The organism is Anaerosporobacter mobilis DSM 15930 (assembly GCF_900142955.1).
GTDB classification, from domain to species: Bacteria; Bacillota; Clostridia; order Lachnospirales; family Lachnospiraceae; genus Anaerosporobacter; species Anaerosporobacter mobilis.
Window position 1 is genome coordinate 111,669 of sequence record NZ_FRCP01000010.1, and the last position, 17,303, is coordinate 128,971.

Genomic DNA, 17,303 nt, shown 5'->3' on the forward strand with positions numbered 1-17,303 from the left:
TGTATCATCCTCCTTTAATTTTTGATAGTATAATTGTAATATAAACAAGCTTATTTTACAAGTTAATTTTATACAATTTAAATGAAAATAATGGTATATTCTATGCTAAATTGACAAGAAATTTCACTTCTATAATAAGCAGTTTACCTAGTGTAATTACATATAGCTTAAAGCTATATGCTAAAAAATAACAAAATAACCACGAGATCATAGGTTAGATATTAGCATATACTGAAACTCCGCATGTTTCAAAAATTGACTTCACTTCATTGATAAGGGCAAGTGACGGCTCCATCGTATCCTTAAGTGTATAATCATATCCAAGTTCTTCCCACTTATATTCACCCATCTTGTGGAATGGGAGTAATTCAATACGAGAAACATTAGGATATTCTTTAAGATGATTTGCTAATTTAGTAATAGATTTAAGGTTGTCTGTTAAACCAGGAACTAACACGTAACGTACCCATGTGTTAATATTCTTCTCACGAATATAGTCTAAGAATGCAAGCGTATTTTCAAGTGCTACACCAGTAACGCTCTTGTATACTTCAGGATCAAAATTTTTGATGTCTAACAATACGATATCTGTATATTCTAAAACTTCTTTTACTTTATCATTGAAGATAAAACCAGAGGTATCTAGTGCTGTAGAGATATCATTCTTTTTGCATAATTCAAAAGCTTCCTTTACGAAGTCAGCCTGTAGTAAGGGCTCACCACCAGTAAAAGTAGTTCCACCGCCTGAGAATTTCATATATGATTTGTACTTTAGGATCTCATTAACGAGATCTGTTGGAGTGTATTCTGTTCCTTTATGTGTATCCCAAGTATCAGGATTATGACAGAATTGACAACGTAATGGGCAACCTTGTAAGAAAGTAACAAAGCGTATTCCAGGCCCATCTACGGTGCCACAGGTTTCGATGGAATGTATTTTACCAATGGTCATTGTGATATCCTCCTATAGATCAAAGCTTGATTTCTATATCAAAATCTCTGCAAAAGCGAACGTTAATTCGCATATGAAATAGCATCATATCGTTATCAGAAACATTGAAATAAAAATCAATTTAATAAAAGGGAGGCTGCAACAATTCATTTCATGTGAAACTTTTGTCACGATACCTCCCCTTAAATTAATTAGTTACTAGGAACTAAGCGAATTAGTGTCTATCATGGAAAGTACGGCTAATTACGTCTAATTGTTGTTCCTTTGTTAACTTGATGAAGTTAACAGCGTATCCTGATACACGCACTGTTAATTGAGGATATTTTTCTGGATGATCCATAGCATCAAGTAAGGTTTCTCTATCGAATACGTTAACGTTGATGTGGTGACCACCATCATGGAAGTATCCGTCAAGTAAGCTTGCTAAGTGGTTTTCACGAGAATCTTCATCTTTACCAAGTGCGTTTGGTATGATTGAGAATGTATATGAAATACCATCTTGTGCATCTTTGTATGGTAATTTAGCAACAGAAGCCATAGATGCGATAGCACCGTGTGTATCTCTTCCATGCATAGGGTTAGCACCAGGAGCTAGAGGTACACCAGCTTTACGTCCGTCTGGAGTGCTTCCTGTTTTCTTACCATAAACAACGTTTGAAGTGATAGTAAGGATAGAAAGTGTAGGAACAGCTTTTCTGTAAGTCTTTTGCTTACGAATCTTGTTCATGAATAATTCTACCATTTGAATAGCGATGCTATCTACTCTATCATCGTTGTTACCGTATTTAGGGAAATCTCCATCAATTTCATAATCAATTACTAAACCAGACTCATCTCTAACTGGTTTAACTTTAGCGAATTTAATTGCTGATAATGCATCGGCTACTACAGAAAGACCAGCGATACCACAAGCTTCAGTTCTTAAGATTTCAAGGTCATGTAAAGCCATTTGTAATCTTTCATAATTGTATTTATCATGCATATAGTGAATTACGTTTAATGTATTAACATATAATTCAGCTAACCACTCAAGAATTTGATCAAATTTAGCCATTACTTCATCGTAATCTAAGTATTCTGAAGTAATTGGAGCGAATAAAGGAGCGATTTGTTCTCCAGTTTTTTCATCTCTACCACCGTTGATTGTGTATAATAATGCTTTAGCAAGGTTTGCTCTAGCACCAAAGAATTGCATCTGCTTACCAATTCTCATTGCAGATACACAACAAGCGATTCCGTAGTCATCTCCCCAATAGTCTCTCATTAAGTCATCGTTTTCGTATTGGATAGAACTTGTAGTGATAGAAATCTTAGCACAGAACTTCTTGAATCCTTCTGGAAGAGAAGTTGACCAAAGAACTGTTAAGTTTGGTTCTGGAGCAGGTCCTAAGTTAACTAATGTGTTAAGTACACGGAAGCTGCTCTTAGTTACTAATGTTCTACCATCTGTACCCATACCACCGATTGATTCAGTAACCCATGTAGGATCTCCTGAGAATAAATCGTTGTATGCTGGTGTACGTAAGAAACGAATCATACGTAATTTCAATACAAAGTGATCCATGATTTCTTGAGCTTGTTCTTCTGTTAGTGTACCGTTTTTGATATCTCTTTCTACATAGATATCTAAGAATGTAGATACACGGCCAAGTGACATTGCTGCACCATCTTGTTCTTTAACAGCTGCTAAGTATGCAAAGTAAGTCCATTGAGTAGCTTCTACAGCATCTTTAGCTGGTTGAGTAAGGTCAAAACCATAGCTTTTTCCCATAGCGATTAATAATTTTAAAGCCTTGATTTGTTCAGAAATTTCTTCACGAAGTCTAATGTCTGGAGATTCAAGACAATTGATTTCAAGACGTTTCTTTTGTTCTAGTTTTTCCTGAATTAATCGATCAACACCGTATAAAGCAACTCTTCTGTAGTCTCCGATGATACGTCCACGTCCGTAAGCATCTGGAAGACCCGTAATGATAGCTGAGTGTCTTGCTTTTTTCATATCTTCTGTATAAGCATCGAATACACCATCGTTGTGTGTTTTACGGTTGCTTGTGTAAATACTTTCTGTTTGTTTGTCTAATTCATATCCGTAAGATTCAAGAGCTGATTTAACCACACGAACACCACCGTTAGGGAAAATACCTCTTTTAAGTGGTTTGTCAGTTTGGAAACCAACGATTACTTCTTTATCTTTATCAACATAGCCAGGTCCAAATGCTGTGATTGAAGAAGGTACTTTAGTTTCGGCATCTAAGATACCTTTTTCGTTTTCTTCTAACATAAGTTTTTTTACTTCATCAAAAAGTTCTTCGGTTCTCTTTGTAGCACCTGCTAAGAAAGAGTCATCACCTTCATAAGGTGTATAGTTTGTTTGGATAAAGCCACGAACATCAATTTCGCTAGTCCATTTGCCAGTTTCGAAGCCTTCCCATTGTGGTTTACACATAATAATAGTCCTCCTGTCTGTAACATAATTAGTGATTGATATGCAATTTATATTACAACCATTCAGTATCTTGAAGATCAGTATGCCTGCTGAGTAACCCATTATAATCTACACTGAGTTACGCTTATGCTTTGACTCAAATGAGCTGATATACTGAATAGTGAAATATATCGAGTTTAATATGCAAAAGACGATATATTTGCTCTCGAAATAGTAAGGATGATATCGACAGTGTAAGGGATTATTATGTGGTTGAATTGTCCATCAGATATCTGTTTTCCTATAATTGCATTATAAATGAATACTGTATACACGTCAAGCGAACTGTTAAAAATTCACGGGTATTGTTTGTATTTTTTCAAGTACAAAAGAATCGCTTAAAGGGCGTGTAATTAGTTCGTGTAACAAAGTTCTAGATGCGCCTTAACTTGACGTTAGAACTATCTTAGAATATAATAAAAGAAATCTGTTAACAATGTAAAAAATAAAGACTTTTGAGTGTAGGGCTTAAAGTTTTGGCGCGAAAAGCAGGGCATTCAGATTTAGTATGTCAAATTGGCGTACGTCCCGCACAAGGAGTGCTAAAGCATTCTAGCAATGAGTTTAGTTTAAGCAGAATTTGCTCAGAATATAAGGAGGTCAATATTATGGCTAGAGTAAATAAGGATATGATTATCGCAGATATCATCGCTTTAGATCAAGGAACGATTCCTATTCTATTGAATGCGGGATTGCATTGTGTTGGTTGTCCATCTGCTCAAGGTGAATCAATCGAAGAAGCAGCTATGGTTCATGGATTAGATGCGGATGCATTAGTAGATGATATCAATGATTATTTAGAAACAAAATAATAAGAAGGTTGTAATCAACCTAGATAAAGTTATTAGATAAGCTGAGATAAGGCTATCGCAAAAAAGTATTACCTTTTGCGATAGCCTTATCTTTACATAACAGATAGAATCTGTACTGCAGTATCTTTTACAATTGGTTCAAAATGCTCTGCGTAGTAATTCGCAGTTGCATAAGTTGTCTTTTCCGACTTTCCATACTCTGTAATGATATTACATACCTTGTTAAACTCTTCAGGCGTGTGATCCGATTTCGTAATTAATAGATAATAACGTGAGTTAGATGGATTCTTATATAAAGTATTCTGACCATTATACATAGAAACAAGAATCTCGGATACGGATATAACAGTATCAAGGTTATCAAAGGAGAATACCTTAGTCATATTCGTAGTGATAGTAACAGAACTTTGGGCTTTCGAAGGCTCGGTTGTTTCTGTAGGTGTTTCTTCTGTATGTGATTTAATTGCTTTTGGAAGAGGAATAAAGTCCTCAATCTCGTTTTCATCCTTCATTGTATCATCAAGCAATTCGTTTAATTGGTCAAAACAATTAATGATTTCATCTGCATAAGGTTCGTCATCTGAATCTGTATCAGAAGAATCATCATCTGTGTCAGCGGTAAACTTAGAGAATCTAGTATCTAATTCATCTGGATCATCTACTTTAGTAATCACTAAAATCAGACATTCACTTGAGATTGGAATTGCTTCAATCATCAATGGAATATCATCTGCCTCAAATCCGAATTCGCAAGAAGCTTGTTGCATCATATCACGAAAAAGTTCCTTAGCTTTTTCAGTTCCATATGCAAGCTCGCTAATTTTGAGTTCACGATCTATTAAGTCATCTTTATTCAAAGTACATCGAATTTGGCTGTCATTAATCTTTTCTATCTTCATACAATCACATCCTTTTCTATGTTATTGAAAATTCAGCTTGTTGTTAGTTACAGTAATAACCGGTATTGATAAAATAATACACTCATCCGTATACAAAGTATAATTCATACAAATCATAAAGTCAATAACATAAAAATACGTACGAAATAATTTGAAAAACTCCCGTTTGCTATAAACGGAAGCAGTTTACAAAGTATAGTAGATTATCCATTTCAGTAATATGCTTTTGTATGGAATGCATATTTTCTTCAGCGGAATGCTCGTTTTCATTTGCGATTTTGGTAACCCTTGGAAGAGTTGCTGTAATCTGTTCTACAAGAGAATGTTGCATCTGACTAGAAGAATGAATGTTGCTAACTAATGAATGCATTTGATTCGATATATTGACAGTATACCCAAGTGACTCACTTGTTACACTTGCTGATTCAGAACATTTATTAATATTATCTAAGGTTGTTTGAATAAAAGGTTTAATTGTTGAGGCGGCCTCCATACATTGTGCTGAAAGGTTAGTCATCTCGTTTGCAACCACTAAGAAAGTGCCACCTGCGTTAGTTGCATGAGCAGCTTCAATTGTAGCATTTAAAGCAACTAGCCTTGTCTTACGAGCAATCGTCTCTATTACCTGAATAATATTAGATATCTGATTTGATTGTTCTTCAATGGAGGTAACATGTTCTTTTAAACCATCCATCTTATATTGTGCTTCGCAAACGCAAGAAATCATAGCACTGAAGATCTCTTGTAATTTTGTAGCTTGATCGGCGTTGTCGGTTGCATAGTCTGATATAGTATGTATACTATCTGTTAGGGATGTAATGGTGTTTGTTTGTGTTTTGGCACCTGATTGAATCGTTTCAGATTGAACTTGTACATGAAGAGACATTTCTTTTACTTCTTGACAGCTATCTTGGATTTGTCCAATATTTTCATGTAAGAATTCAATAATACTAATTAAGGATTCACGAATAGGAAGAAAATCGCCTACATAGTCATCTCCAGGCTCATGAGTAAGGTTTCTGTTTTCTAATTCTTTTAAAACGTCAGTTATATTCTCGATGTACCGAGTTAACTTATCCCTTGTAACTCTCGTTGCCTCACATACATTACCAAGTTCGTTCTGGGAACTATATGTAATCTGAGTGTGAAGATTCCCCCGGGCCATATCATTCATACAAAGTTCGATTTCACGCATAGGGGTGAGAATACCAGTAGAAGTTTTCTTAGAAAGCCAAACAGCAACAATGGTGCCTAATATAGTGAGTGCGATGTAAAGCACTAAGGAAGTATACGTTTGTTTCTTAGATAAATCGATATATGTATCAGCATACGTATGAGCGTTCATAATAATATGATCTAATGTAGTTGTAATAGCTGTTAGGATTGGAACGTAGTCATTCTTGTAGGTCTTAAATACTGCATCTACGTTACCAGATTTGGTGGCTGCTTCTACTTGCTTACGATAACGCTGTAGTTTTTCTAATTCTAGCGTGAGCTCTTTTCGGTCTTTGGTAGAAAGGCTCTTAATGGATTCGCTTGAGTTACAGATAGAAGTAATGGAACTTTCCATCTCTAGATAAGCGTTTTCCGATTCATTAATGTATTTGGTTTGTAGATTTTCCTTATCGGTAGCAATAGCACGGTACATATAATTCTCAATTAGTAATAATGAATTCTTTGAGTATAGACTGGTTGTATGGATTGTATAAGAATCTTGATAAAATGATAATAAACGATTATTCATGTTAAGTTGATTGGTTAGACCGATAATAGCAGTAATACAAACAAGAGCTAGAATAAGCAATGTGTTATAGCGTAATTGTTTTCCGATAGATAAGTTATGAAGTTTGTCTAAGCTCTTTCGTTTCATTTGTTTGATATCAATTCTTGTCTTCATTATGTTTTTCCTTCCCTTATTTAAAAGTTTTCTCCCCGTTATTGAATAAAGTTTTATAGGATAAACATAGCAAGTGTGTGTAAAGACCGGATTAACATTGTGTAAAATGTGACTATAAGATATATTTATTTTTGTACATAATATACATAAAATTACAATTGCATATTTGGACAATAAGGGCTATAATGGGAAAGGAGATGTAATAATTTTACAAGTTCTTTGAGATTTAAGGAAGGAGTGAGTCGAATTATCGTTTGTTAGAGAGATATCAACTAATTAAGAAGCTAGGTAGCGGAGGTACTAGTACAGTATTCCTAGCAGAACATCGTCTGCTACATTCACTTCGTGTAATCAAATGCCGAAGTAAAAGCAAGATAGTCAATCAAAATTCTTTGAAAGAATCCATTATTTTAAGTCAATTACATCATAGTCGAATACCTGTTATGTATGATTGGGAAGAAGATGACCAGAATACATATCTTATTATGGAGTACTGTGATGGCCAATCATTAAAATCTTTGATACGAACTCGGGAGTCTATCTCGGAGGAACGTATTCTTCAATTTTCACTACAAATCTGTGAAGTAATTCAATATTTGCATAATAGGGAGAACCCCATTCTTTATCTCGATCTAAAACCAGATAATATACTTGTTTGTGAGCATGGAATCACATTAATTGATTACGGCTCTGCAAGATATAAAGACGAAGATAAGAATAAAGAAGCGATTGCAGGAACCATTGGATATGCAGCACCTGAACAATATTCAGGGGGAATTCTTGATGAGAGAACTGATATATACGGAATCGGAATGGTCATGTACTTTATGATGACTGGCTGCCTTTTTGAAAATAATTGCTCACATATTGAGAATGTAGATTTAAAGGGGAGATGTTCTAGCGGGGTAAAGAATATAATCAATCGATGTACCAGGGAAAATCCAAGATTACGGTATCAAAGTATGAAACAAGTAATACTTGCACTTAGCAAGATGCAAAAAAGAAGAACGAAGAACAATATGTGTAAAAAGACAACATCTCTTACTATTGCAGTTGCAGGAGTTCAAACTAGAGTAGGGGTAACACACGTGGCACTTACTTTTAACAAATATCTCAATCAATTCTTAGGGAAAAGTTTGTATATCGAGCGTAATAGTAGTAAGCATTGCATTAATATCATCAATAGTAAAGGAGATTTCATTCTAGAGAATGAAGTCTATGTATCAAAGGAGCTGCGCATACTTCCTTGCGCTATAGGGGAGGATAATGGATCTGAAAGTAATTATGAAACGGTTATATTAGATTATGGAGTATTGAACGATGAAAACCGGGAGGAGTTTGCCAGGGCTGAGTTACGTTTGCTAGTAGTCCCGTCTAAGCCGTGGGAGATAAGTGAGATAAGTAACTCTATTCAGAGTATACTACAAAGCTTTGATAAGCCGGTTGCCGTCATGCTGAATTTGACATCTTCTAGAGAATATGAATATGTTCTTGCTAGTAAGAGCTTTGAACAAGTCTATCGTATTCCATACACACCAGATCTTTTGTTTCCTAGTTATGATAAATCTATATGGGAATTGATATATGCAGTACTTACTGATTTGACGGCAACAAGTTTTTCGAAAGGAGAAAAGGATGGTTGGTGGAAAAAGTTTAAGTCGTTCGGGGCTTTTACGAAAACAAAGTGAGATAGTGATCGCTATGATGGGAACTTTGCCGGGAGCCGGAGTAACTTACTCTGTTATATCACTAGGTACATACCTTGCACATCATTGCCATTACCGTGTTGCCTTAGTAGAAAATAATGAAAGTATGCATTTCTCCTATATAAAAAGAGCAGCAGGGGTTATAGGAGCAGAGAATTATTTTTCTATTGGAAAAATGGACTTTTATGAAAGGGCAGATGAAGATATTTGGCTTAGACTACAAAGAATGCCATACGATTATATACTTGTTGATTATGGAGTATATGATGGGGGTAAGCAGAGTCAATATGCTAGGTGCCAGTATCGTTTCCTTATAGGTAGTTTGTGTGAATGGAAAAGAGAGGCATATGAAGAAATCATACACAAAGAGAGCACGGGTATAGAGATGAGTTTTTATCTGGCGACTCTTGGTCAAAGATATGATATCAGAGAATACTATCGTGAGTTTGGTATGAGATTATATAGTACGCCCTGTATCTATGATCCCTTTCTTTTGGTAAAAGAAGTCATACAGTTTTGGAGACGATTTCCCATCTGATTCATGGCAATAGAAATGTGGAGCATGTTACTATTGTTAGTTTGAACGCAATAATATTCTATATAGAGAAAGGGCTGATACATGTCTATAATTAGAAAAGGAAAAAGAAAGATCGCTAAGAAGAAGATTATGATAATTTGCAGTGCGTGTTTATTCGTGGGTGTTGTTTTGGTTTTAGGTGGAATCGCCCTGTATAACAAAGCGACCACTACTAATCAAGAAATAGAACATGCACCTGTTACGTATGGTGTGGTTGTTCTGGAAAATCTAGCACCAGGAGAAATATTGAAACAGGAGCAGTTGATGACTATTCCACTAATAGAAGCTGAGCAACCGTTGAATACGGTTAGACTTGAAGATGCTATTGGTAGTAAGTTAAGATACGGGGTTGAGTCTAATACTATTTTGTCCTCTGGAATGATTGATAAAGGAGAGCTTGTGGCAGATGATCTAAGAAAACATGTATATCATTTTATTGAGATAACCGAAGCGTTAAGTAGGGGAGATTATATAGATATCCGTATTCAGTTTCCTAATGGAGCAGACTACATAGTACTTTCTAAAAAGCGAGTCTTAGATTGTTCTTTGTATGATGAAGTGGCGCAGACAGATAATAGTTTATGGATAGAAGTATCAGAAGAAGAGATATTAACTTTATCAAGTGCTGTTGTAGATGCATATTTTAATGATCAGGCAAAAATCTATGCAATACAGTATATATCTCAAGATCAGGAAAAAGCAATTGTAACCTATCCAGAGAATGATATCGTCTATGCTTTAATGGGGGAGGATCCGAATGTAGTAGAAAATGCGATAACACATATGGAAAATCGAGTGAGAGAACGTGTTACTGCACGAATTAAGGAATATTCGGGTCAAAGAGTTACCAATGCTAACACTACATACGTTAATGATAATTCGGTGAAAGAGGAGATTGAAAAACCGGAAGATACCGATAATTATATTGATGGGAATTATGTAGATTAATTTCGATTCGACTATGTCTTTCCATAGAAATGTTTTCATACGCTTCTGTGCATATCTGTTGGTATGAGTAAAGAGTGGACGGGTAGTTATGATTTAAAAACGTAAGATTAGAAAACTTAATGGTATATGGCAGGATAAATATATCACACAATACAACCTTCTTATCCAAAAGCACCTTGAAGGATTAATTCCTTGCCATATATCGTAAGTAAATGGGGTTATAAGAGTTAGCGTTTATTAAGTTATATATTATTGCAATTGCGCAATGAGGTAGGTATCCTAAATAGTTACACTTTTGCTAAATTATATGGTATAATACTACTGTTTAGCGCAAAATAGGGCCCAGACATTAGGTTAGACGGCTCAGTTTTCCTACCGTAAACCTAAGATAATGAAATTAGTGTGTATTCACACACGGGCTTATTAGCCTAGTACAGATAGGAGTAATTATGAACACATATGATATTCGAAAACAAATACAAAAAGAAAATAAAAATAAACTAATTAGCGAAGTAGGAATGGTTTTATTCTTGTTAGTTATTGTATTCTGTCTCATCTTCGTAGGTAAGCTATCTAACCCATTTCATGTATTAGAAGCAAAAAATGGGAAAGACTTAATGAGAGAGTATAAAGCAGGAGTTGATTATGTTAAAGTAACTAACGCTTCATTAGAGTTTACTGGATATTACAAAGAAGATAAGAATGGTAAGAATCTTTACAACTGTTATGCAACTGTTATTGGAGAAGAAAAATTCTTTGTGTTTGTACCAACTAGTCGGTCAGGAGAAGATGCGAACAATCCAGACGAACTTCTAACCAACTACTCGTTTACAGCACGTATGCACACGGACCCAGATTTGTTAAGTATAGTAGCCGAAGATTATGAAATGACTACGGAGGAATGGATTGATACAGGAATCATTTCCACAGTAGTTCTAGATGAAGCAGCTTCGGATATTACAAGAATGTATATAATATGGGGTGCGCTCATCTGTGTTATCTTGTTATGTCTTGTATATTGCATTACATCTTATAATAACCTAAAGAACATATATAAACGAAAAGAAGTTAAGAAGCTTGCGCAGTATGGAGAAATCGATACTGTACTTGATTGTATTAATAAGGAAGTTGATAATAAGTTAGAATTTGATTCTGTTAATATGAAGATAACCAAGAATTATCTCATTGCATTTACAAATGGCAGAATTTATCTAGGAAAAAGGGCGTTCATATCAAAAGTAGAACTAATATCAAAAGTAAAAAAGGCATATGGGATTGTTAAATTAGGATATGAAGATTTTCTTCAGATCTACGAAGGTGACAAAAGGGTATTCGAGATTCCAATTCTTAATGAGGTAGAGGCTAAAGAAGTTCTTATGATAATGAATTTTGAGTAACATAATATAGTATTTATTAAAAATAAGTATAAATAGAGAGAAAGACATAGAAATGACAAGAATATACTGTTATAATTGTGGAGAGTACCGTATAAAAACATCGTAATTAGTTATGGAGGAACATAGATGAAACAGAAGATTAGATTAACAGTAATAAGTATAATTTTATTCTTGGCAATTGCTATTACGGCAGGAATTATGATGTGTAGCAAATTTGCTCCGAGCAAAAAAGTTATGGATCTTTATGAATATTATCAGACAGAAGATAATGATGACGTAATCCTAGTTCTACAGAATAAAATATATGAACAAAAAGGGAAGATAATTGATGGACAAATCTATGTTGATTATGATACGGTAACAACGTATTTTAATAAACGATTTTATTGGGATGACAAGGAAAGTCTACTTATCTATACTACGCCTACCGAAATTATTAAGGCCGAAGTTGGAAGTAAAGACTATTATATAAACAAAAGCAAGAAATCAATGGACTATGCTATAGCCAAAGTAGAAGATGGAACTGTCTATATTGCCCTTGATTATGTAAAAGAATATTCAGATGTGAAATACACGTTATATGAAGAACCGAATCGTGTGGTAATCTCTTATGTATGGGGAGAAGATTTCTTGTATGCAGATATAAAAGAGGAAACACAATTACGTAACAAGCCATCCGTCAAAGGCGACATTTTAAAGGAATTAAAGAAGGGTGAACAAGTAGAAATTATTATTGATGAAGAAGAGATCAATAAACGTTTTACAAAGGTTATTACTGAAGATGGTATAGTTGGATATGTTAAAAATTCCATGACAAAGAATTCTTACTATGTAGCGGAAGAAAGTGACTTTAAAGCACCTGAGTATACAAGTATATCTAAGGATTATAAGATTAATTTAACATTTCATCAAGTTACGAACCAAACAGCAAATAATCATGTTTTAGAGTTACTAGGGAATACAAAAGGGGTAACGACTATATCACCAACCTGGTTTAAGGTATCAAGCGTGGAAGGGGCTGTAGAATCACTAGCAAGTGAAACATATGTGCAACGGGCACATAACTATGGTGTTGAAGTTTGGGCGTTGGTAGATGATTTCACCAATGGTATCGATATGTCGGAGTTGTTATCATATACAAGTAGAAGAGATAAATTATCCAATGAATTAATTGCATTAGCAATCAAATATAATTTAGATGGTCTAAATATGGACTTTGAAAAGATTCCTCAGGCAGCAGGTAAGGATTATATCCAGTTTTTGCGTGAAATGTCTGTAAAATGCCGTAATAATGGTATAATTTTGTCAGTAGATAATTATGTGCCAAGTGCGTATACTTCTTATTATGATAGAGCAGAACAGGGCGTACTTGTGGATTATGTAGTAACTATGGCGTATGATGAACATATTAATGGTGGAGACGGAAGTGGTTCCGTAGCGTCTATTGGTTTTGTGAAAGATGCAGTTACGAATGTACTAGAGGAAGTTCCAGCAGAGAAAAACATAATTGCAATCCCGTTCTATACTAGATTATGGGAAGAGTCAGCAGAAGGTGTAACAGCAAAAGCGTATTCTATGGACCAAGCACAAATCATTCTTGACCAGAATAAGGCAGAAGCTACTTGGGATAATGAAACCATGCAATATTATGCAGAGTATGAAAGTGGCGGTAACACGTATAAGATATGGTTAGAAGAGGAGAAATCCCTAGAGGAGAAGCTTAAGGTCATTATGGATAACAACGTTGCAGGTATTGCAAGTTGGAAGCTTGGACTTGAAAAAAGCAGTGTCTGGAGTGTAATTTTAAAATACGTAAATTAATTATTTACTATTTAATTAATTTGTAACCAGATTATTATAAAAGAGTATTCCCATGCAAGATTTTAGTTTAATATATTAAATTTTGCATGGGATTTTTTGTCCTATAATTTAGTCGTTCTGCAAGTTATAACTTAGGCCATTTAACCGAAAAATGATTCCAACGACTTTGGTCGTGGGTAATAGGTAGAGAGCAGGAGGAATAAGGTATGCATTTTATTAGTGAGAATAATCGATTGGTTTGTATTAATCAAACAGAAAGAATGTGGATTGAACCTTGGGGAGAGAATTCTCTTCGTGTACGTGTTACTAAAGAAGCAAATATGGATACAAATGATTGGGCATTAACAGAAGAACCAATAGTTTGTAAAGCAGAGATACATATTGATCAAGCTGAGATTGTAGAACCTTGGTACAAGGGTGAAGAAAGAGAAAAACATATTCAGCAATTTGAAGTAGCAAGTATTCGCAATGGTAAGCTAACGGCTAAGATTAATCATGAAGGCTGGTTATCTTTTTATAATGAAAATGGCGATGTACTCTTAGAAGAATACTGGAGAAACCGTTATCGTATTGATCGTTACTGTGTACCTTATTGTGTAGATGCCAGAGAATTAAAAGCGATACCTGGTGGTAGTGATTATCATGCAGTTCTTCGTTTTGAAGCATACGAAGATGAAAAAATCTTTGGTATGGGGCAATATCAAGAAGGCAACCTTGATAAAAAAGGTGCAGTCTTAGATCTTTGTCAAAGAAATACACAAGCAAGTGTACCTTTCATGGTATCAAGTAGGGGCTACGGAATGCTATGGAATAATCCTGCCATCGGTACGGCTACCTTCGGTACGAATAAAACAGAATGGCTTGCTAGAAGTACGAAAAAGATCGATTATTTTATAACTACAGGTGATACTCCAGCTCAGATTGTTGAACAATATACAGCTGTAACGGGTCGTGTACCTATGATGCCTGAGTATGGTATGGGATTTTGGCAATGCAAATTACGTTATCGTTCACAAGAAGAATTGTTGAATGTGGTACGTGAACACAAACGTAGAGGACTTCCTATGGACGTAATTGTAGCGGATTTCTTCCACTGGACAAAACAAGGCGACTTCAAATTTGATCCAAAGTATTGGCCAGATGTAGAGGCAATGACAAAAGAGTTGAAATCGTATGGTGTTGAATTAATGGCTTCTGTATGGCCTACCGTAGATTCAAGAAGTGAAAACTTTGCTAAGATGAATCAAGAGGGCTTGTTAGTTTCTTGTGACCGCGGCGTAAGTATTCATATGAACTGGATGGGTGAGACCGTATTCTTTGATGCTACCAATCCAGAAGCACGTAAGTATGTATGGGAAAGATGTAAAGAGAATTATTATGACAAAGGAGTTAATCTGTTCTGGTTAGATGAAGCAGAACCTGAATTCGGGCCTTATGATTATGATATCTATCGTTACCATCAAGGAAGTGCTTTACAATGTAGTAATATCTATCCTGCTATGTATGCAAAAGGATTCTATGAAGGAATGGTAGAAGAAGGAAAAACAGAGTTAGTAAACTTAGTTCGTTGTGCTTGGGCGGGAAGCCAAAAGTATGGTGCATTGATTTGGTCTGGTGATGTTCATTCTTCGTTCCGTGCTATGAGAGAACAATTACAAGCAGGACTTAATATGGCCATGGCAGGTATTCCATGGTGGACCACAGATATTGGTGGTTTCTTAGGTGGTGACATTACGGACGAGAAATTCCATGAATTATTAGTTCGTTGGTTTGCTTGGGGTGTATTTTGTCCAGTATTCCGTCTTCATGGAGAACGTCCACCATTCTATGAGCTAGAAGAAGAATTTGTTGATGGAGTTCGCCAATTCTCATCTGGACAAGACAATGAAGTTTGGTCTTTTGGTGAAGAGAATTATGAAATCTTAAAGGGATTCTTGTTTATGAGAGAGCGCCTTCGTCCATATATTCGTGAATGTATGAAACAAGCCCATGAAGTGGGAAGCCCAGTTATGCGTCCTATGTTTTATGAATTTTCAGAAGATCAGACTTGCTGGGATTTGAGGGACCAATACATGTTTGGACCAGATATCTTAGTTGCACCAATCATGAAAGAAGATGTAACAGAACGTTCCGTATATCTACCATCAGGACTTAATTGGACAGATGCTAAGACTGGTAAAGTATATGATGGCGGTCAATGGGTAGTTGTTGATGCACCAATTGACACCATTCCTTTATTCGTAAGAGAAGGAAAAGAATACCCAATTTACGAATAAGTAACTGTTCAGGTGTCAAAACCAAGTTTTACGAGAGTCTTTTATTATGAAAACGCACCCTTGCCAGTAAATTGGCGCAGATAGTCCCCCTATCAAACTTTTTTTGTTCTTTTTATGGTTTTAAACTGGTAATGCGGCAGGTTCTTGCCAGCCTAAAGCGTTTAGTCGTTTTAATAAATGATTTATTTTTGCTTCTCGGTTAAATTGGTTATAATAATTATCTCCAAGATCCACATAATCAATGTTTTCCTTTATCATATGGTACAGTGCAATTAACATGGAATGGGCAACTGCAACATGTGCTCTATTTTTCCCTCTACGAAGTGCAATTCGCTGGTACTGGGCATGAAAAAATGTTCCTTTTTGCGCACATGCAACTACTGCGCATTGGATTAATGTGGATTTTAAAGTAGGATTTCCTTTAATACATTTTGAGTTTTTCTTTTTTCCTGCACTTTCATTATTTCCAGGGGAAAGTCCAGCCCATGATGCCAAATGTGCATCTGTTGGAAAACGGCTCATATCAATACCTATCTCAGCGATAATTGTTTTTGCACTATTTTCTGCTATACCGGGAAGTTGATCTGCTTTTTGGATTGCCTTTTCAAATTTACCAAGATGCCTGTTTATTAAGTCATCTAATTCCTTGACACGTTTTTCCATATCTTCAATATGAGAAATAATTTGAAGCACAAGTGCCTTTTGTAAAGAAGAAAATACACCATCCAGTGAAAGCACTATATCATCTGCTTTACTTTTTAATTTAGGATCTACCGTCTGTATAACGGTCTCTCTGTCAATTGTTTTTCCTGATAAAGAAAGCTTCAGTAGAGCCAATGAACTAACACCATTTATATTAGTCACATAACTTGACAGTTTAATATTGGATCCTTCAAGGAATTTTTGTAAACGATTTATTTCACGGCTTTTCTCACCAACTAGGCTTTTACGATATCGCGTAATATCTCGCAATTCACGTTGATCACGATCCGGTATATAACTAGACTTAAGAAGACCATGTTGGAGCAAATCCGCTATCCACTCAGCATCTTTAATATCTGTCTTCCTTCCAGGAAGATTTCTCATATGCTGAGCATTTACAACGATAGCATCTAGATCCGAAAGTTCAAATATGTTATAAAGAGGTTTCCAATAAGACCCTGTGCTTTCCATAGCAACCATCTGACAGCCAGCTTCTTTTAACCATGCTGTCATTTCACGAAGTTCCTTCGTGGTTGAACCGAATTGTCGTATTTCATTCTTCCTGCCAGAACGAAGACATACAACAATTAACTTTTTGTGAACATCAATGCCACCACAACACTCATAAATAACTTCCATTTAAAACGCCACCTTTCAAAATTTATTGAAGTTAATTATACAGTGTGGTTCCTAATCTATTTTATTTTATTATGCGTCCTTTTGCGAATGCTGGACAATTTGTGGTACAAACCTAGGAACCAATATCAATTTGACACGCGAGGTCGGACCTCAAAAAGTACCCGATCTTACTACTGTATGGCATTGTTATAT

General features: G+C 35.4%; 12 protein-coding genes. 7 read left to right on the top strand and 5 right to left on the bottom strand.

Features of this window, described 5'->3' with window-relative positions; translation table 11 throughout:
- Window positions 1-214 precede the first annotated feature (214 nt).
- Together pflA and pflB are read right to left on the bottom strand one after the other, a co-directional pair.
- Window positions 215-952 carry a pyruvate formate-lyase-activating protein gene (pflA, locus tag BUB90_RS10050; protein WP_073287038.1) on the bottom strand — a complete coding sequence of 246 codons (738 nt, stop codon included), beginning with the start codon at window positions 950-952 and terminating at the stop codon, window positions 215-217.
- A gap of 214 nt (window positions 953-1,166) precedes the next feature.
- On the bottom strand, window positions 1,167-3,398 hold the full coding sequence (gene pflB, locus BUB90_RS10055; RefSeq protein ID WP_073287041.1) for a formate C-acetyltransferase: 2,232 nt from the start codon (window positions 3,396-3,398) through the stop codon (window positions 1,167-1,169).
- 647 nt (window positions 3,399-4,045) lie between these two features.
- On the opposite strand from pflB, the gene BUB90_RS10060 reads away from it, so the two are divergent.
- Window positions 4,046-4,249: a DUF1858 domain-containing protein gene (locus tag BUB90_RS10060; protein WP_073287044.1), complete on the top strand. Its 204-nt coding sequence runs from the start codon at window positions 4,046-4,048 to the stop codon at window positions 4,247-4,249.
- Window positions 4,250-4,341: 92 nt separating this feature from the next.
- On the opposite strand, the gene BUB90_RS10065 is transcribed toward BUB90_RS10060, so the two are convergent.
- Window positions 4,342-5,148 (bottom strand): adaptor protein MecA, encoded by an 807-nt coding sequence (locus BUB90_RS10065; protein ID WP_073287047.1) that lies wholly within the window; start codon window positions 5,146-5,148, stop codon window positions 4,342-4,344.
- A gap of 169 nt (window positions 5,149-5,317) precedes the next feature.
- Window positions 5,318-7,045, bottom strand: a complete 1,728-nt coding sequence (locus BUB90_RS10070; protein WP_073287050.1) for a methyl-accepting chemotaxis protein — start codon at window positions 7,043-7,045, stop codon at window positions 5,318-5,320.
- Window positions 7,046-7,299: 254 nt separating this feature from the next.
- Here BUB90_RS10070 and BUB90_RS10075 point away from each other — a divergent pair, with 254 nt between their 5' ends.
- From BUB90_RS10075 to BUB90_RS10100, 6 genes are all read left to right on the top strand, one after another.
- Window positions 7,300-8,733: a serine/threonine protein kinase gene (locus BUB90_RS10075; protein ID WP_073287053.1), complete on the top strand. Its 1,434-nt coding sequence runs from the start codon at window positions 7,300-7,302 to the stop codon at window positions 8,731-8,733.
- Window positions 8,681-9,289, top strand: a complete 609-nt coding sequence (locus BUB90_RS10080) for a hypothetical protein (RefSeq protein WP_073287056.1) — start codon at window positions 8,681-8,683, stop codon at window positions 9,287-9,289. Before BUB90_RS10075 ends, BUB90_RS10080 begins: the two co-directional genes overlap by 53 nt.
- A gap of 81 nt (window positions 9,290-9,370) precedes the next feature.
- A complete protein-coding gene (locus tag BUB90_RS10085) occupies window positions 9,371-10,276 on the top strand; it encodes a hypothetical protein (RefSeq protein ID WP_073287059.1) in 906 nt (301 codons plus the stop codon).
- A gap of 449 nt (window positions 10,277-10,725) precedes the next feature.
- A complete protein-coding gene (locus tag BUB90_RS10090) occupies window positions 10,726-11,673 on the top strand; it encodes a hypothetical protein (protein WP_073287062.1) in 948 nt (315 codons plus the stop codon).
- 126 nt (window positions 11,674-11,799) lie between these two features.
- Window positions 11,800-13,494, top strand: coding sequence for a glycosyl hydrolase family 18 protein (locus BUB90_RS10095; RefSeq protein WP_073287065.1), 1,695 nt, complete (start codon window positions 11,800-11,802; stop codon window positions 13,492-13,494).
- A 206-nt stretch (window positions 13,495-13,700) separates the two neighbouring features.
- Window positions 13,701-15,770, top strand: coding sequence for a glycoside hydrolase family 31 protein (locus tag BUB90_RS10100; protein WP_073287068.1), 2,070 nt, complete (start codon window positions 13,701-13,703; stop codon window positions 15,768-15,770).
- Window positions 15,771-15,890: 120 nt separating this feature from the next.
- Here the strand turns inward: BUB90_RS10100 and BUB90_RS10105 are convergent, their stop codons facing one another.
- Window positions 15,891-17,111 (bottom strand): IS110 family RNA-guided transposase, encoded by a 1,221-nt coding sequence (locus BUB90_RS10105; protein ID WP_073287071.1) that lies wholly within the window; start codon window positions 17,109-17,111, stop codon window positions 15,891-15,893.
- Window positions 17,112-17,303 lie beyond the last annotated feature (192 nt).